The 18,018-nt window shown below is 63.2% G+C and carries 11 protein-coding genes; 9 read left to right on the forward strand and 2 right to left on the reverse strand.

All coding sequences use genetic code 11. From position 1 onward, the window contains the following. Window positions 1-124 precede the first annotated feature (124 nt). The 9 genes from VL15_RS42395 (at window position 125) to VL15_RS37120 (ending at window position 14,895) form a co-directional block, all read left to right on the forward strand. Window positions 125-319 (forward strand): hypothetical protein, encoded by a 195-nt coding sequence (locus VL15_RS42395; RefSeq protein WP_155420383.1) that lies wholly within the window; start codon window positions 125-127, stop codon window positions 317-319. Between the two features lie 17 nt (window positions 320-336). Further along, window positions 337-4,308 carry a hypothetical protein gene (locus VL15_RS37085; RefSeq protein WP_155420384.1) on the forward strand — a complete coding sequence of 1,324 codons (3,972 nt, stop codon included), beginning with the start codon at window positions 337-339 and terminating at the stop codon, window positions 4,306-4,308. A 93-nt stretch (window positions 4,309-4,401) separates the two neighbouring features. Beyond that, window positions 4,402-6,801, forward strand: a complete 2,400-nt coding sequence (locus VL15_RS37090; protein ID WP_048251843.1) for a hypothetical protein — start codon at window positions 4,402-4,404, stop codon at window positions 6,799-6,801. A 1,301-nt stretch (window positions 6,802-8,102) separates the two neighbouring features. Next, window positions 8,103-8,540, forward strand: coding sequence for a tetratricopeptide repeat protein (locus tag VL15_RS37095; protein WP_048251844.1), 438 nt, complete (start codon window positions 8,103-8,105; stop codon window positions 8,538-8,540). Window positions 8,541-8,634: 94 nt separating this feature from the next. Continuing rightward, window positions 8,635-10,056, forward strand: a complete 1,422-nt coding sequence (locus VL15_RS37100) for an HD domain-containing phosphohydrolase (RefSeq protein WP_048251845.1) — start codon at window positions 8,635-8,637, stop codon at window positions 10,054-10,056. Window positions 10,057-10,138: 82 nt separating this feature from the next. Further along, window positions 10,139-11,908: a histidine kinase gene (locus VL15_RS37105; protein WP_048251846.1), complete on the forward strand. Its 1,770-nt coding sequence runs from the start codon at window positions 10,139-10,141 to the stop codon at window positions 11,906-11,908. A 355-nt stretch (window positions 11,909-12,263) separates the two neighbouring features. After that, window positions 12,264-13,226, forward strand: coding sequence for a chromate resistance protein ChrB domain-containing protein (locus tag VL15_RS37110; RefSeq protein ID WP_048251940.1), 963 nt, complete (start codon window positions 12,264-12,266; stop codon window positions 13,224-13,226). A gap of 20 nt (window positions 13,227-13,246) precedes the next feature. Then, the gene (locus tag VL15_RS37115; protein WP_048251848.1) at window positions 13,247-14,419 is read left to right on the forward strand and encodes a chromate transporter; all 1,173 of its coding nucleotides are present in this window, start codon (window positions 13,247-13,249) and stop codon (window positions 14,417-14,419) included. Window positions 14,420-14,433: 14 nt separating this feature from the next. Further along, window positions 14,434-14,895 (forward strand): chromate resistance protein ChrB domain-containing protein, encoded by a 462-nt coding sequence (locus VL15_RS37120; protein ID WP_048251850.1) that lies wholly within the window; start codon window positions 14,434-14,436, stop codon window positions 14,893-14,895. Window positions 14,896-15,056: 161 nt separating this feature from the next. On the opposite strand, the gene VL15_RS37125 is transcribed toward VL15_RS37120, so the two are convergent. Both VL15_RS37125 and VL15_RS37130 read right to left on the reverse strand, forming a co-directional pair. Continuing rightward, window positions 15,057-16,760, reverse strand: coding sequence for a cobaltochelatase CobT-related protein (locus VL15_RS37125; protein ID WP_048251851.1), 1,704 nt, complete (start codon window positions 16,758-16,760; stop codon window positions 15,057-15,059). Between the two features lie 4 nt (window positions 16,761-16,764). Continuing rightward, a complete protein-coding gene (locus VL15_RS37130) occupies window positions 16,765-17,967 on the reverse strand; it encodes an AAA family ATPase (protein WP_048251852.1) in 1,203 nt (400 codons plus the stop codon). Window positions 17,968-18,018: the final 51 nt, after the last annotated feature.

The raw sequence follows: 18,018 nt of genomic DNA on the forward strand, positions 1-18,018 counted from the left end.
ACCTGACACCCGGAGCGGATGCGCGCAAGAATCTGGATGAATAACTGACAACTTTATCAGTGTGTCCGCCTCCTCTTCTGTTCTACCATCGATTCTATTGCCCGTCATGTATCGAGCAGCGGACTTGCTGCAACCCGCTGATTCGGGCATCAGCCTATCTCCGAAGATTCTCCACACAACACCGCTCATTAAAGTCATACGCGGCTATAAGCAATGCGTTGGTGCCGCACCAACGGCGGATCGCCGCAGCCGCCGACAACAGGCGGGCGGCAAGAATCGGCAGTTTGCTAAGAATCACAATATTGCTTCGATTTATTAAATTTCGAGGAGACCAACATGACTGTCAGTAGTCGAGCGTCGAAAATTCGCGCTGAGCATCGCGCTACCCGGCAGCGCCGCAAAGAGATGATCGCGGCGCTCTATCCGTCCGCAAGAACCTTGAGCCTGACGCTGGCCGATCCGATCGGCCAGTCGGAAGCCAGCGAAGCCGCGATAGCGCGCCTCCCGCGCACGCTTACATTTGTGACCCCCGATCATGCGGATGTGACGAGAGATCATCTGTTTGTTGGGGCGTTACCGGTTCTGAGCGCAAACAGCAAATGGGACGAGGATTTCGAGGAACTCAACTTCGAAGCGCCCGATGGCGAAACGGTGATCAGGGGCCACTTGCGCCTGACCCGTGAGCGGACACAGGGGTTCGGTGTGGTGGACGTCGAGGGCCATTCGTTCGCCGTCGAATACGCGGTGAAGCCGCAGACCTATCGCCTCAAATTGGCCAAGGGTGCTGCCTACGTCGCCGGCACGAGCATTGCTCCCGATATTCGGTGGGACGTCGAGTCGGAGCGCTGGAGGACGGCTCAATGGCCGAAAGAGTACTCGCTCGAGTTCACATATGGCATCACCAAGGAGGAGATCGTCGAAGGAGAGCCAGTCTTCGAGTTCGTCACCCGCTTCAAGGATCTGACAACGGGCCATACATGGGAGCCGGAGGTCGGCACGTACGCCGGTTTCCTAAACCGTGACCGCTATCTGAACTTCGTTCCGTCCAACGCGTCGGAAGTGCCAAATTCGGGTCACGTCGGCGGAAATCTCTTCCCCTACAAGCTCAAGCTGAAGCTGAGCGAGTTCGCCGACACGATGGTCGGCGGCATACTGACGGAAAAACCTGATCTAAGCGGCACTGTATATGGCGTGGAAGGCGTCTGGACGTCGAGCAACATTGCAGGCCTGTACTGCCTGACCGGCGAGGGCTATGCGCCAAACATGCTGGTCTCCGTGCACGACGGGCGACTGCATGTCGGAACCACGGCCGTTCCTGACGCAGTAATCGACGGTAACGTGCTCCGCTGGCGCAATCTCGCGCCTGAGCTTTGCGCGGCCTCCGGCCTGCCGGAGAGCGGGCACCTCACCTTTTCCTCGGACGGCGACGAAATTGTCGATTCGTCAATGGACATTGCCGGAGCTCGCGTTCACCCGGACATCGTTTCGGTGATGACGCATTCCCTGAAGGTGCCGGACTCGCTGCGTACAGCGCTTGGCAAGGTTGCCGCCGTGAAAGACACCGCGCACACAGTGCAGGATCTCATTCGCATGAGTCAATTCGTGCGTGATTCGAATGGGCAGTACTACGACCTGTTTCAGCAGCAGTCGATGGAGGATTTCTACGAAATACTTCAGTACTACATGGATGACAAGGATTGCAAGCAATTCTTCAATCCGAATCCAAAGCCGCTTCCTCCATCTCTGATCGGCATATCGCAAACGCCGGGAACGCGCGGAGGGAACCCGCCGCAGTTCTATCGCAAGCTTAGCGTCGCCTACACGTGCGGAACCCTGGCGGAATGGAGCACCGATCCGGCGGCCAGAACCCTCAACGGCAGGCGCGCGAACGCCTGGCTGACCAATGAAAGCGGCGTCAGCGACGTCATGCAGGCCCAGGCGCCATTGCTTTACGCGCGTCGCTACCAGGAGAAGTGGACCGACCTCAGCTGGTTCGTCCAGGATCAGATCGACAACGCCGCTACTTATGCACCTCGGATCGATGCGAAGGTCGCCGAATGGCTTACGGAAGCCAGGGATAACTTTGCCGGTACTACGGAGGAGCTGAACAAGCTTCTCGCGCAGATACGCGAGATCGGCGAGAAGGCAAAGGCGACCAAATCGTATTGGGCTTTTGTCATGTATGTGTACACATCGCGTCCGCCCTATTTGAATATGCTGCAGGCGGTCGTGTTCGGTGGAGCGGAAGTCGACGGCTCCGAGTTCACGCAGCGCGTGCAGAGAACAGTGGCGCTCCTGAACGTTCTCGATACCTCGAGCTACTTCGCATCGCAATATTCGTACATGCTGCAGCTTTTCCAGGTCGCGACGCTGCTGCCCCAGTTGATTTCCTACGACGGAGATATAAAGGACTTCAATTTCGCATTGAAACAGATCGTCGACAAGTTCGTCGACGAATACATCAAGAGCCCAGACCCGAAGATGCGGGAGGCGGCCGAGGAGGTGCGCAAGCATGGCGCTCAGGCCACAGTCGACCAACTGCTCGACGCCATGCGGGTAGCCGCTGCAACGTCGGCGGGCCTCTTCCAATGGGCGACCTTTGCAGCGAGATACGAATCGGTGGTCGGCAAAGTGCTGTCCGCGCTCCCAATGCTCGTCGCACGCGTGGTGCTGGTCGGCGCGGCCGGACTGCTGATCAGCCTGTTCGTGCAAGGCACGGTCAATTGGTCCGATCTGACCGCGGCGGAGCAGGCTCAGATCATCGCCGCCAGCGTCGGATTCACCGCGCAGATCGTCCTGATGCTCGCCGTGCGCGGCATTGCACTCGGCCGCGTGTTCGCGGTCGAGCAGGGGCTCTGGGGAAGAATGAGGGCATTCTTCTCCCCGCAACTGCTCACGCACAGCAGCCTGGAATCGGCCTCCGGGTTCAAGGCCTGGCTCTTTAGCAACGGCGCGCTCGAGAGGGAACTCGACGGCCTCGCAATGCGGGCACTCTTCGCGGAGTCCGCTGCCGAGGGCGCTGCGCTTCTCAGCCGCGCGAACAGGATCGCCACGCTTCAGAGGATTTTCGGCCGGAATCTCAACGAGTTCATCGCCACGCGGTTGGGCGCGGTGCTGGCTACGGTCGGCATCGTCATGTCGGCTATCGCGCTCGCCGAAGGCGGCGAGTCACTCGAAGTCGCGGCGAACGCGTTGTTCCTGGCAGCATCGATCCTGGAGTTCATCGCGACCGCCGGGGCGTGGGCCTGCGGGGCCTTCGGCGTGGCGACGCTAGGGGGCGTATCGGTCGGAACGCTCTTCGCCGTGGTGTCGGTCATCGGCGTCATCGCCTTGCTCACCGCCGCGGTGCTGATCGCGATCCAGTTGTTCCGATCAAAACCTTCGCCCGTCGAACAATTCGCCAAGAACAGGGCGGGTGTGTATTACATGCGTTACGAGACGGACATCGATTACTTCCAGGTCTACCAGCCGATTGGCCAAATGCAGCGCTCCGGCGTTGCCCTTAAGCCGAATGGCGACGCAAGCAAGTCGCTCTATATCGGGGGCGATGGAAAGCTCTCGCAGCAGCGGTTCGACGGCACCGGACATTGCGCGTTCTATCTGAGCGTCGATCAGGACGGCCGCGCGCAGTTTGGCGCTCCCGTGGTCGGCAGCGACGGCAAGAAGAATTTTTTCGTGCTCGGGGTCGATAAGGATGGCCGTCTCGCGGCCATCCCAGCGCCTGAGAGCGCCGCAACGGACAAGCATCTTCAATGGCGGGCCGAGATCCTTGGTGACGCGCAGTACGATACGGTCAACGACGCCAAGTATCTGAAGTCGGCGCCATTCAGGTTCTACAGCGAGTCGTTGGCCAGCAACGGACAGGAAAAGTGGTACTTGAGCACGGACAACGCGGGTGGATGGACGCTGACCCGCGATACGGGTACTACGCTGGTGGTCGAGATGGTGTCGATCGCGCCTCAGCTTCTGAGCATGACCGATATCAGTTGGTCTACTTACCAGCACGACCAGCGGCAGAAGCCATCGCTCGGCGTGATCGGCAGCGCGCCGCTCGCCTGGAGTCTCTCGCCAGGGCTTCCGGCGAACGTGCAATTCGACACGAGCACTGGGGTCGTATCGATGGAGACCGGCAAGGACATTCCGATTTTCGCGAAAAAGGTCTTCAAGCTGACTGCCAGCAACATGGTTGGCTCCGCCGAGACGAGCTTCTCGATCGAGGTCCTCCCGAGTGTTGCTGGCACGCTGGTATCCGCTTTCTTCGGACGTGCTACTGAACAGGAAGTGAGCGTCCCGCAAGCAATTGGCTGATTCGCCGCGATTGTCACTACTGGAAGCCGAGGGCCGCAGCCAATTGGCTGGCCTTCGGCTCGCATAACGTTCGAGCTATCAGGAAGTTCGTGTATGACGACACTTGAGGGCAATTGGGCCGATGTCGGCAAGCTATCGGAAGCACTGCCTCCGGAGGGGGCCAATCCGATCGGCTCACGCGCGCGGGCCATCTACGTCAATCGCATCCAAGGCGCCACGCCGGGAAATTATTCGCAGCTGTTCGGAACGGGGCGCTCCTTTCGATCGATTTTCTTTTCGAACTACGCTCCCGATGCCGAAGCTGGAAACCTTGCGAGTCTCGTCGGTTTCTCCGACGATTTCTGGCGGCAATTCTCGGTGGCTGCTTTGTGTCAACAGATGTACGCGGTCACGAGTTCGCTGCGGAGGCAACTGCTGATCGACGATATCGATCGCGACATCGCGGCATGGAATGCGAGCCTGCGGGCGCACGGTGCGCATTGGTATGCCTATGTTGCCGCGGTCACCGACGGTGTGATCAAGAGCGCGCTTGCTCCGTTTTCCCGCACCGCCGTCGACATGGCGGCCGCGAGGACCGACTATATCCGCGGGCTGACCTCCGACGCATGGATCAACATGAAGCGCACCCAGGACGCCACCGGGAATTGGCCGGATCGCGACTGGGAACTCTTCCATCATTGGATCAAACTGGTCGCGCTCGGCGCCCGCGATGCGGAAATTGACTCGACGATTTCCACGGTCGTCAGCAAGGGATTGCCGGTTCCGCAGCAGTTGATGGCCGGAAATTGGCTGGGCTGGAGCAACTGGATGCTGCAAAACCTCGGCGGTGCCGATCTGTCCGACGCCACGGGCGCGATGCTGAAGGAAGTCTGCAACACTTATCCAGGCTCACAGTGGCCCTCCTGTATGAGGGAGGCGAACAGCTATGAATTCACGGCCAACAGTCAACCGGGATCGCGCTACCGGCATGTGCCCGGAGGCAGTTGCTTTGCGCCGGGATCGATGGTCGTCCTCGCCGACGGAACATTGAAGGCGATCGAGTCCATTCGCTCCGGCGACGAAGTCCGCACGCCGCGCGGCAAGCGAAGCGTGGTCCTGCGTGCCGCACCGATGCGTTCGGACCGGCCGCTTTTCCGGTTTGCCGGTGTCGATTTTGCGTTCACTTCGGGTCACCCGTTTCTGATTCATGCATCGAAAGCCGGCTCCAACGGTGAGTACGCGGCCGTCAATCCGGAGCACCTGGCGGCGAGCATTCCGGGCTTCAACCAGTTCGGTATCCGCAGACTGGGGGCGGACGGCGCGCCGGATCTGATTTGTCATGCACCAGAAGGAGAGGCAGCGCTGCGCCCCGTTCAGCCGCGCGACATCGAGCCTGCGCCGCTCGAAGGTGTTGAAACGCTTTACGACCTCGTTCTGGAGCCGGACGGCGATGACCGATCCGAGTACTTCATCGGCGACCGGACGACCCAGCTTCTCGTATCCTCCGAGCTGCCGCGCTTTTTGAGCGCGCCTGCGACAACGGCCGTCATGCTGCACTTGTTGAAGGAATGCGCCGGCCCCGCGCTTTCCATTCTTCACCGCGTTCCCGATACCGCAGTTCACGACTTGCTCAACATCGCACTGGACAGTATCGCTCTCGATCTGCTTCCGGTCGCGGTAGCTTCTTCGCAATCGCTTCATGTCGACAGCCGCTCTGACGTCCCGCTGCTGACGCCGGGCGTGAGCGCGAGCCTGACGAGCGCGGTGAGCGCGTTCGCAGCGCGTTTTTCGACGACGAGTACGTTGGGGTACGACCAAAGGATGGGAGCGTTCCTGGATCTTTTTCTTTCGAAGTTCGCGCATCAATTCCATGATGCGGTTCGTCAAGGTTGGCGCCGCTTCGACTTGGCTCCCGAGGACGAAAGCGCAGTGCTTGCCGTGAGCATTCGCGGATTGGAATTCTTCGAAGCGCTCGACGTTCCACCGCTCTCTGATGCCGAATTGAGTTTGACGCTCCAATACGGGCAGCAAGCGATTGCACACACAGTGCCGGTGGACGTGCTCGCCTCCACTGCCGGTTGCCTCTACGTCGGTGACGGAGCCGCATATATCAGCGGGTGGCGTCAAGCGGCCGACACTGCTTCATCCGCTCGATTGCGGGTCGCGCTCCGGCGTCGCTCCGACAGGAAGGATGCCGAATTCGTCGGCGTCGCGTATTCCCCGTTTCCAGGCTGTTCCGGCTTTCTCTCGACTTGCCATCCTGTCTTGGCCGGCGATGGGCGCATGGTGGGCAGAGTGACGCTCGACGTCCGTTGCCTCGCCGAGCCGGTGCGCACGAGCGAGGAAGCCGCTCGGGCAGCATGGACCAGCGCCGACGAGGCAGCGTTTGCCGCCCGGCTTGCGCAAGCGGCCGCGGCCCGCTTCGTCGAAAGGTTCAAGTTGGCGCTACTGACCTATCAGGGTAAGGCTGTGACCGCTGCCGCACGAGACTTGCGCCTGATGGCGGCCGACTAGCCGCGACGGCCACAGCGAGGCCGTTCCAGCCGAAGCACGGCCTTGAAGTTGATGTTGTGCTGCGCACTGCCGTAGAGCAAATTAATTCTTTCACTCCAGAATTCTTGTCGAACAAGGCATCCGGGCCCTGAGTTGACGATTTTATTGACATTGTTACCACTACGGCACGATTACTCATTCAAACTCGGGTTCCGCAGAACGTGTGACCGCGACCGACGGCGCCGCAACGACGTCGCGAGGGAGTTGACACCGGTTTTCGCGGCGCCGCGCTCGGTGACAACTTTAATTCGCGGCGGATTAATCCTTGAGTTCACAAGGGTTCGCAGCTCTTGGGCGACTGCGAACCGGCGAAGTGACATATTTACTTCGCAAACGGTGACAACTTTATTTTGTTCTACGGTAGTGGACGAAGCGTTCCGGCGGTAACGTCCTGATTTCTAGACCGATTCCCGGCGCACCCTACGGCCGGGCGAAGCACTGAGTTCAGACAGTACGCTTTCTGCCTCAAGCTCAGTCACCTATGCTGGAAAAGCAGTGTCGCGGGACATCCGGGGTCGACTACGTCCGACTGCTCTCGGCCACAATCGGTCAGTCGCGACGCTCACGGAAACGAGCACTATTCCTCAAGGAGATGCAAGATCCTGTTGAGCAAATGAAGCTGCTGCTCATACAACACTGAAGCTGTCCCGCCCCGAGCATGGCCAGATGACTTCAATTCGATTCGACGTATCGACTCCGCTGTTAGGCTGCGTATCGCATCGATACGGTTGTACGCTTTCGCCAGACTGCGATCGGCATTGAGATACCATTCGTAGACCACATCTACTTCCTTACGCAACTCAGTCAGGTTCAAACTGTCGTAGCTCAGCGTAAGAGCAGTCGGGCAATCTGCGCAAGCGTGTCCCCCTTGCGCCACCGCTCCCACATCAGTGCCTTTTGAGTCTCGGTGTAGTAGATCCTGCGCCGCTGTTTCATTTGCAACACCTCCACTGCTTACGCAGCGTCTAGTGTGTTGCATCGACCGGTTGAATCCGCCGTCGGTAACGGACGATCCTGAAATCAGTCACCAATGACGCTCTTCATTTACGTTCACGCGTCACGCGGCATGACGACTGTTCGGCAGTTGCCGGGCAGGCTTGCAGGAAGTCGACGCGCATGCCTCACTGCGCTCGGGTATGCTGCGTCAAAATCGGCCCATCGAACCAATCGCATGCGGCTCCGATAGAGCGGGCAACAGCTCGATCGCATCGCAACCATTCGCCGCACCACGCCGCATTCATGTCCCGGAAAGGAGGCCGCACATGGCAGAACTGGACAACCTGCTTCACGAGCGAATCGCAGCGCTGAGCGAAGCCGGCGATGCATTGGCAGAAGACGAGAACTACGAAGGCGCACTCGCGAAATACTGGGAGGCATTCGACCTGCTTCCCGAACCTAAGACCGTTTGGGAGGCGGGAACCTGGCTGCTCGCAGCGATCGGCGACGCGAATTTCCATCAAGGCGACTACGCGGCCGGCCGCGACAATCTTGGCCATGCGATGCATTTCCCCGACGCGATCGGCAATCCGTTTCTTCACCTGAGGCTCGGGCAGTGCCAACTCGAACTCGGCAATCTCGATCGCGCTGCAGACGAACTGATGCGCGCCTACATGGGCGGCGGCCCGGAGCTATTCGAGGACGAGCACGGCAAGTACCTGCGATTCCTTGCCACGCGTGCGGAAGGAATCAAGACGCCCTGACCCGAATGTATTAGCGTTTCCCCCAATGTGGAAACCACCGCGCCAGCCGATGTTGCAGAGAGAGAAGATGTAAATAATTGATCCGAGGCCAATTATGACGACATCTGAAACAAACGGACCGAACGCGGCATTGCCTGAAACGGCCGAGGCGGCCGAGGCGGCAGCGGCATCCGACGACGCATGCAGCGCACCGTCGATCCTGCTGGTCGACGACGAGCCGAGCGTGCTGTCGGCGCTCAAGCGCGTGTTCCGGCCCGCACGTTACGACATCCTGACGGCCGCCAGCGGCGAGGCCGCGCTGGACATACTGGCGTCGACCGAAGTCGACCTGATCGTGTCCGACATGCGGATGCCGCACATGAGCGGGGCCGAATTTCTGGCTCGCGCACGGGCCATGTACCCGGACACGATGCGCATCCTGCTGACCGGCTATGCGGAGATCGCGTCGGTCGTGCAGGCCGTCAACGAAGGCGGCGTGTATCGCTATCTGAACAAGCCGTGGGACGATCACGATCTGCTGCTGACCATCGAACAGGCGCTGGAGCAGCGGCGCTTGCGCCGCGAAGCCGCCCGGCTGGCCGCGCTGACGGAGGCACAGAACGAAGCGCTGCGCCGTTTCAACACGGAACTCGAAACACAGGTGCGCGCGCGTACCGAGGAACTCGGCCAGACCGTGATGTTCCTCGAAGCGGCGCAACGCGACCTGAAAAGCAGCTTCACGGCGATGGTCCAGGTGTGCGCGAGCATGATCGAAATGCGGTGCGGGACCGCTAGCGGACACGCGATGCGGGTCGGCGAGATCGCGCGCCGGCTCGCGTTGTCGTCGGGGATGAGCAGTCTGCACGCGCAGGACGTCTATTACGCGGGGCTGCTGCACGGCATCGGCAAGTTGTCGTTGCCCGACGAATTGCTGCACAAGCCGACCACGCGGATGACGACGGACGAACACCGCCTGTTCCAGGAGCATCCGCTGCGCGCGCAGATGGTGCTGACGCCTGTCGCGCAATTGCACAAGGTCGCATCGATCGTGCTGCACCAGTACGAGCGCTTCAACGGGCGCGGCACGCCGGACGGGCTGGCCGGCGACGCGATCCCGCTCGGCTCGCGGATCGTTGCGATCGCACGCGATTTCGAAGGGCTGCGCAATGGCGAAATCGGTGCGCCGCATTCGCTCGAGCAGGCTCTCGATGCATTGAAGTCGCAGGCCGGCGTGCGTTACGACCCGCAGATTGTCGAGCGTTGCATCGAGCTGATGCGGGACCCGGCGAGTCTCGGCATCGCGGCGTCCGTCGCGGAGATCAAGTCCGCGCAGCTGCGCGAAGGGATGCAACTGGCCGACGACCTGCGCACGCATCGCGGCGTGCTGCTGATGACGAAGGGCAGCGTGATGTCGGCGCACCAGATCGAGCTCGTGCGCCGCTTCGAGACGCGGGAAGGGGCGCCGTTCGATATCCTCGTTCTGGCCGGCTCGACCGCCTCGAAGCAGGCGCACAACGCGAGCGCGCCGCCCGGCTGACACAGGACGCGCGGCGGGCTGGCCGCGGCACGCTCGACTACGCGCCGCGGCCATGCATCCACATCGATTCGGGCGCTCGATCATGCACGGCACCTACAACCTCCTGCTCGTCCTGCTGTCGCTCGCCATCGCGACGCTGGCGTCCTATACGACGCTCGACCTGGCCGCGTTCATTTCGTTGCTCGACAACCCGAAGCTCAAGCATGCGTGGCTGGGCGGCGGCGCGGCCGCGATGGGCACCGGGATCTGGTCGATGCATTTCGTCGGCATGCTCGCGTTTTCGCTGCCGATCCCGCTGGGTTATGCGTTGCTGGACACGGGCGTATCGCTCGCGATCGCGGTGCTCGTGTCGTATTTCGCGCTGACCGTCGTCACGCGTGCGCGGCTGGGCTGGCGGCGGCTGCTCGCGGGCGGGGCGCTGATGGGCGGCGGGATTGCCGGCATGCACTACACGGGGATGGCCGCGATGCACATGCAGCCCGGCATTCGCTACGATCCCTCGCTGTTTGCCGCATCGATCGGCGTCGCGGTGATCGCGTCGACTGCCGCGCTATGGATTGCGCAGGCGCTGCGCGTGCAGCAGGCGCGCCATGCGACCGCGCAGCGGGTCGGCGCGGCCTTCATCATGGGCATCGCGATTACCGGCATGCACTATACAGGGATGGCGGCCGCGCATTTCGCGCCGGATGCCCGATGCGGCGCCGCGAACGGGATCGACGCGCCGTGGCTCGCGACGACCGTCGCGCTGTTTACGATGGCGACGCTGATCGTCACGCTGCTGCTCAGCCGTTTCGATGCGCGCACAACCTTTTTGCGCGGGATGGCCGACACGCTGGAACGGCTCGTGCGATTGCGCACCGCGGAACTCGAACGCGCATTGCGCCGCTACGAGCAGACGACGGAGATGCTGCAGCGTACGCGCGAGAACATGGCGACCGAGATCGACGAACGCAAGGCCGCGCAGGCACGGCTCGAACAGGAAAAGGAGGAGCAGCGGCGTCTTCTGCATGCGCTCGAGGAAACCCACGTGCAGCTGCTGCAGTCGGAAAAACTCGCGTCGATCGGCCAGCTCGCGGCGGGCGTCGCGCACGAGATCAACAATCCGATCGGCTTCGTCAGCGCGAACCTCAATACCTTGAAGACCTGGGTGCGCACTCTGCTCGACGTGGTCGCGGCGCATGAAGCGGCGCTGCCGCAGCTCGACCCCGCCGCCCGCGACGCGCTGACGGCGATGGGCCGCGCCGCGGATCTGGACTATGTTCGCGACGAGATCGTGACGCTGATCGACGAATCGATCGATGGTGCGGTACGGGTGCGGCGCATCGTGCAGGACCTGCGCGATTTCTCGCGCCCGGGCAGCGACGAATGGAGCGTGGTCGATCTCCATGCAGGGATCGAGAGCACGCTCAACGTCGTCCATAACGAACTCAAGTACAAGGCCGACATCGTGCGCGACTATGGCGACCTGCCGCGGGTCGAATGCCTGCCGTCGCAGTTGAACCAGGTGTTCATGAACCTGCTGGTCAACGCGGCGCAGGCGATTCCCGAGCGTGGCGTGATCACGATCCGCACGTCGAGCGACGGCGAGCAGGTGTCGATCGCGATCAGCGACACCGGGACGGGCATGACGCCCGACGTGGTCCGTCGGATCTTCGATCCGTTCTTCACGACGAAGCCGGTCGGGCAGGGAACCGGGCTCGGCTTGTCGGTATCGCATGGCATCGTCGAGCGCCATCGCGGCGCGATCGACGTGACGAGCGAGCCCGGGTACGGCACGACGTTCTGCATTCGACTGCCGGTCCGGCGGGCCAGCGACAACACGAACGCGGCGGCGCTGGTGCAACGGGTGTGAGGAGGTGACAGCGGATGTCCGCCTCAGGCCTGGCGGGTTTTACGCGTCACCGTGGCGTTCGGGGCGATGTCGCGGCAATCGCTTGTGACGCCGACATTTCCGTAGACGATTGACAGGCCGGAAGCGATGCCCGCCTGCACAACAGTTCAGGCCGGTTCGATTCCGGTTCACGTTCCAGAAAAAGCCCGCTTCGGCGAGGCTTTCCATTTTGGTCGTGTGCAAGGGAGCATGCTGGACGCATGGTTGCCGGCCGTCAGTCGACGGGGGCGGCCCGGTAATGGTTGCGGTAGACATTGAATCATGTAGCAATCTCTACAGTGTTGCAGCACCTATGACGGCAGCCTATGCTGCCGTCATGAATACGATCTCTCGTTCCTGGCTCCTGCTGATCGTCAGTCTGCCGACGGCCGGTGCGACCACGCGCATGCGTATATGGCGTGCCGTCAAGGCGCTGGGCTGCGGCGCCCTGAGGGACGGCGCATACCTGTTGCCGGCCCATGCCGAGCAGGCAGCGCAGTTGCGCGATCTGGCTGACGAGGCGCGTAACGGCGAGGGGCAGGCCTGGTTGTTGCATGTCCGTGCGGAAGATGCCGCCGACGAGGATGCGTACCAGGCACTGTTCGATCGCACCGGCGATTACGCCGACTGGTTGGCCGATCTTTCGGAAGACCGCAAGACCCTGTCCGATCTCGCGGCAGCCGATCTCAGTCGCCTTCAACGTCGCCACGCTCGCACGTACGAAGCGATCCGGAGAGTCGATTTTTTTCCCGGCGAAACCTCGCTACGCGCGAGTGCGCAATGGCGGGATTTCACCGCCGCCCTCGAAGCGTTGCGATCCCCCGGCGAGCCGCATGCCGCTCAAGGCGGTATTTCGCGCCGCGACCCTGCCCAGTATCAAGGGCGGCTGTGGGCGACGCGTCGTCACCTTTGGGTGGACCGGGTCGCCAGCGCGTGGCTGATTCAGCGCTTCATCGATCCGCATGCGCGCTTTGTGTGGCTGGAAAATCTCGCTGAATGTCCGGTTGACGCCCTTGGCTTCGATTTCGATGGCGCCCCGTTCACGCACGTGGGGGACCGCGTTTCATTCGAGGTACTGATCGCCAGCTTTGGGCTGGAAGACAACGAAGCACTCGTGCGGTTGGGCGCAATGGTGCATGCGCTGGACGTGGGCGGTGCGCCCGTGCCCGAAGCCGGCGGGTTCGAGGCCATCCTGGCCGGTGCGCGAAAGCGTCTTGGCGGCGACGACGCTTTGCTGACGGAGATCGGTGCCGTCCTCGACTCGTTGTATGCCCATTTTCGCGCTAACCGAAAGCCATAACCCTGCTGCTCGCACGCACCATGAATACACATCGCGACCGTCCTGCCTATACGCTGTGGCAACTGATCGGATACTTCGCGCGGCTCGGCACCACGGGGTTCGGCGGGCCGGTTGCGCTCGCCGGCTATATGCATCGCGACCTCGTGGATAACCGCAAATGGATCGCCGACGCGGACTACAAGGAAGGTCTCGCGCTCGCGCAGCTCGCTCCCGGTCCGCTGGCGGCGCAATTGGCGATCTATCTCGGCTACGTGCATTACCGTATCGTCGGTGCCACGCTGGTCGGGATCGCTTTCGTGCTGCCGTCGTTTCTGATGGTCGTGCTGCTCGGCTACGCGTACACCCGATTCGGCGGCCTGACCTGGATGCAGTCGGTGTTCTACGGCGTCGGCGCGGCGGTGATCGGCATTATCGCGATCAGCGCGCGCAAGCTGACTGCAAAGAGCATCGGCAGAGACAAGCTGCTATGGGCGATCTATCTGGGTCTGGTTGCCGTGACGGTCGTGACCGAATCCGAAGTGGCGTGGCTGTTTCTTGCGGCGGGCCTGCTCGTCTGGTTCAGGCGCTCGCCACCCAAGTGGGTACGCCAACGGCGTGTCAATGCGATTGTCGCCGTGCCCGTCTCCGCCACGGGCGCATTGCTGGGTACCGTCGATTGGCCGCAGCTTGCACAACTTGCCGTCTTCTTTGCCAAGGCAGGCGCCTTCGTGTTCGGCTCGGGGCTCGCGATCGTGCCGTTCCTCTATGGCGGCGTGGTCACGGAGCACCAGTGGCTCAACGAGAAGCAGTTCGTCGACGCCGTTGCGGTTGCGATGATCACGCCGGGGCCGGTCGTCATCACGGTGGGCTTCATCGGCTATTTGGTGGCCGGCCTGCCCGGTGCGTGCGTGGCGGCAGCCGGCACGTTCCTGCCGTGCTATCTGTTCACGGTGCTGCCGGCCCCGTATTTCAAGAAGTACGGCAAGCTGCCGGCGATTCTGGCGTTTGTCGACGGCGTCACGGCGGCAGCCGTGGGCGCCATTACGGGGTCGGTGATTGTTCTGGCCAAGCGTTCGATCGTCGATGTGCCGACGGCGTTGATGGCGCTCGCGACGATTGTATTGCTGGTCAAGTTCAAGAAACTGTCGGAGCCGGCGATCGTGGCGGGGGCCGCCGTGATTGGCCTGGTGGTGTATCCGCTGTTGCATCACTGACCGTGGAGGCTGTCATGCAATGGATTACGCGCGAACGTCCCAAGATCGACCGGATTGCCTGTCCCTGGCTGATCGTTCGTTTTATCGACGAGGCACCTGACTTTCTCTACGTACCACCGGGTGACGTCCTGCGCATCGCCGGCGAGACCGGCGCGATCCCGTACGACATTCCGGGTGTGGCGTTGACGCATGTCGGCGACAATTGCAGCTTCGACGCGTTTCTCGACAAATACGGTCTGGGCGACGATCCGGCCTTGCAGCAAATGGCCCGCATCGTTCGGGGCGCGGATACGTCGCGGCTCGACTTGACGCCGCAGTCGAGCGGGCTTTACGCGATTTCACTGGGTTTGTCGCATGTGTTTTCCGACGATCACGACATGCTGGAACACGGCCTGGTGATGTACGACGCGCTCTACGCGTGGTGCAGGCATTGTCAGGCGGAAAGCCACACGTGGCCGCCAAGGATGCCGGATTGACCGGCCGTGCGGTTCTTCGCCGGGCATTTGCGGACGACGTCAACGGATCGCTGGACGCGAGCGCGCGGATTTCAGCGCAGGTTCAAACGTGATTTTTCAATTGCGGTCGTGTCATGCGACGCGCAGATTCGGCCGCAACATCAGGGCCTGCCCGCCCGCCACTACCGCCGATCCAGCAGCGTATCGCTTAGTACGCTGAACGCCGCGCCCGGCAGTTCCTGCAAGTGTTCGACCACGCTGCTGACCGGATAGAACGCTTCGACCGCATCGTCGAGAATCCCGACGCCGATCAACTCGACGCGTTGCTCGCGCAGCGCATCGACGCGTGCGCGCAGGTCGGTGCGCAGGATCGCCGGGTTGCCGTCGCCGGTTGCCGGATAGCCGTCCGACAGCACCATCAGGATGCGCCGGCGCGCGCGCGTCGACAGCAGCCGCTCGGCGGCCCAGCTCAACGCCTCGCCGTCGGGATTCTCGTGGCCGCATTCGACGCAGGCCAGGCCGCTGGGGTTGTCGGAATCGAACCGCTTGTAGACGCGCAAGTCGAGCCGTTCGACAAAGCGGTTATAGCCGAATGTTCCGTTACCGCCGTCGATCCAGCGCCGGTAATGCGCGCGCATCGCGGCATCCTCGACGGAGCTGTAGCCGAGCACTTCGCACGCGAAGCCGAGCTGCATCAGCGCGTCGCACAGCGCGGCCGCGCAGAGGGTGGCGAGTTCGATCTTCTTGCCGGCCATCGAGCCGCTGCAGTCGATCAGCAGGCTGACCGCCGCGTCGCGCCCCGGCGCCGCGCGTTTGACGCGAAACGGCGTGCGATAGCCGGGCACGGTCGCCAGGCGCACGAGCGAGGTCCGGTCGAGTTCGCCGCGCTCCTGTTCGCGCTTCCAGCGCGTTTGCTCGTCCACTTTCAACGCGCGTTCGAGTCGTCTCTTGAGCGGCTCCGTCTGCGCGCGCGCCGCGCCGCGGAGGCGATGCCAGCGAGCCGGTTCGCCTTTTCCCGTGAAGTCGGTGATCGTGTCGAACGCGGTGGTCAGCGGGACGGAGAACAGCGGCCGATTGTCCGCGGACAAGCGGATCGAGCCGGGCGCCGCGTCGCCCGGCGTGGGCGCTTCGGTCGACGACTCGGTATCGGCGATCGCGCCGGCGCCGGATTCGGCGCTGACCGGCGCGCGCGCGTCGTCCGATGCGCTCTGTCCGTCCGATTCGAACTCGGCGGCGATGCTCGCGCTGTCGATCGTGCTGCCCGGATCGGCCGTGAACATCATGTTGTTGGCGCCGGCCGACGCGAGCGCGCGCACGCGTTCGACAATTCGGTGCGCGGCTCGGATGCTGTCGGCCGTCGATGTCGCGGCGCGCGCGTCGTCGACGAGATCGTCGGATGCGGCCATCGTGGCGTCGAGCGACGGCACGCGCTCGATGGCGGACGGCTGTTCGTCCCACAGCGCGCGTTCGATGCGCCACAGTAGTTTGTCGCGCCACGCGATCCCGGGCCATCGGCCGAGGGTTTCGGTGGCCGACGCCGCGCGCATCCGGCGCAGGAACGTGTTCGCGCCGGGATAGATCGCGACGAGGCGAGCGGCCGCGCGCCGATCGTCGATCGCCTGCGCGATGGCCCGCACACTGGGCGATGCCAGCGCGGCCACATCGTCGATTACGCCGAAGCGTGTGCGTGCCGCATGGAGGTCGACGAAGCCGGTGATCGCGTCGTCGTCGACATCGCCGGCGAGCAGCGTATCGGGCAGCACCAGCACGTCGCGCTGCACGATCGGCCCATGGCTTGCGAACCGCACTTCGATGCCGTGCCGTTGCGTGAGCGTGCGGGCCAGCCGTGTCAGGTGAAGCGCGCGCGCATCGTCGTCCCGGTCCATCGCGCTAGGCCTCGACGGCGATGTAGTGGCGGATGATGCTGCGAATCAGGTCGGCATCTTCCGCGCTGACCTTCGCATAGATGGTCGGGCCGGCGGCCGATTCGGGGTCGCCGGTGCGCAGCATCAGCTCGGCCCAGTCGAGCAGGCGCCGCGTCGAGAACGCGCTGGTCAGATCCTCGCGGACGAACGCGGCGCGGCAGTCGGCCGCGATCGCCGCGAGCGTGTCGGCCATCGCGTCGGACATGGCCGCGCCGAAGGTCCGCTGCAGCACGTGCGCCTCGTCGGGCGGCGGCAGATAGTCGAGGTGGTACACGCGCCAGCGGTCGAGGAACGCCTCGTTCATCACGTTCGCGCCCTGGTACAGGTGGCGGAACTGGCCCATCGCGCCCACCGCATTGGCGGTTGCGAACAGCCGGAACGACGGATGCGGCACGACGATCTCGTTGCCTTTCTCCTTCAGCAGCAGGCGTCCGGCCGGTTCGAGCACGGCGGTCAGCACCGCGAGGATGGCCGGTTCCGCGAAGTCGATCTCGTCGACGATGAGCCACAGTCCTTCGCGCATCGCGGTCGGCAGCACGCCGTCGACCCAGATCGTCTCGCCGCCCTTGACGGTCCAGAAGCCGACGAAGTCGCCGACCGTCGTCTGCCCGTTCATGTTCGAGCGCAGCACGCCGTGGCCGGCCTGCGCGGCGGCCTGCTCGATGAGGCTCGTCTTGCCCGTTCCGGTGTGCCCGATCAGCAGGATGCGCCGGTTCTCGACGATGTCTTCCAGCACGTTCGTCGCGCGCGCGGTGAACAGGTAGGCCGGGTTCGGCGGTGGCACGAGCGGCCCGCCCGGGCCGCGCGGCATCGGCACGCCGCCCACGTGCGCGGTATGCGCTGCATCGCCGGCGGTCGACCGCCGCGCCGCCCGCGCGCGGCGCAGGTCCTGCATGAACCCGCCGCGATGGGCAGGGGCCGCGCGCTCGCCGGCTTCGCGCCGGACGAAACCTTCCTGAAGCCACTTGTGCAGTTTCGCGTCGAGGTTGTCCGCATCGACGACCGTATCGACCGACGTGCTGCCGTCGGGCCGGTGATGCTGGATGCGGTACATGTGCGCGCGTTCGGAGCGGCTGACGATCCACTGTCCGGCGGACGGATCCGCCCGTTGCCGATAGACGCCGAGTACCGATGGGGCGGAAGGAGAATCGTCAGCGGGTGCGTTCATGGTGGCAAGCGAGAGTGGGCGGCCGGCGTGGCATACCTTCGATGCATCGCG

This window comes from Burkholderia cepacia (assembly GCF_001039005.1).
Classification (GTDB): domain Bacteria; phylum Pseudomonadota; class Gammaproteobacteria; order Burkholderiales; family Burkholderiaceae; genus Burkholderia; species Burkholderia theae.

Bases quoted from the DNA above. Each gene is read 5' to 3' on its own strand.
- VL15_RS37085 (WP_155420384.1), top strand. From the start codon at position 337: ATGACTGTCAGTAGTCGAGCGTCGAAAATTCGCGCTGAGCATCGCGCT.
- VL15_RS37090 (WP_048251843.1), top strand. From the start codon at position 4,402: ATGACGACACTTGAGGGCAATTGGGCCGATGTCGGCAAGCTATCGGAA.
- VL15_RS37095 (WP_048251844.1), top strand. From the start codon at position 8,103: ATGGCAGAACTGGACAACCTGCTTCACGAGCGAATCGCAGCGCTGAGC.
- VL15_RS37100 (WP_048251845.1), top strand. From the start codon at position 8,635: ATGACGACATCTGAAACAAACGGACCGAACGCGGCATTGCCTGAAACG.
- VL15_RS37105 (WP_048251846.1), top strand. From the start codon at position 10,139: ATGCACGGCACCTACAACCTCCTGCTCGTCCTGCTGTCGCTCGCCATC.
- VL15_RS37110 (WP_048251940.1), top strand. From the start codon at position 12,264: ATGAATACGATCTCTCGTTCCTGGCTCCTGCTGATCGTCAGTCTGCCG.
- VL15_RS37115 (WP_048251848.1), top strand. From the start codon at position 13,247: ATGAATACACATCGCGACCGTCCTGCCTATACGCTGTGGCAACTGATC.
- VL15_RS37120 (WP_048251850.1), top strand. From the start codon at position 14,434: ATGCAATGGATTACGCGCGAACGTCCCAAGATCGACCGGATTGCCTGT.
- VL15_RS37125 (WP_048251851.1), bottom strand. From the start codon at position 16,760: ATGGACCGGGACGACGATGCGCGCGCGCTTCACCTGACACGGCTGGCC.
- VL15_RS37130 (WP_048251852.1), bottom strand. From the start codon at position 17,967: ATGAACGCACCCGCTGACGATTCTCCTTCCGCCCCATCGGTACTCGGC.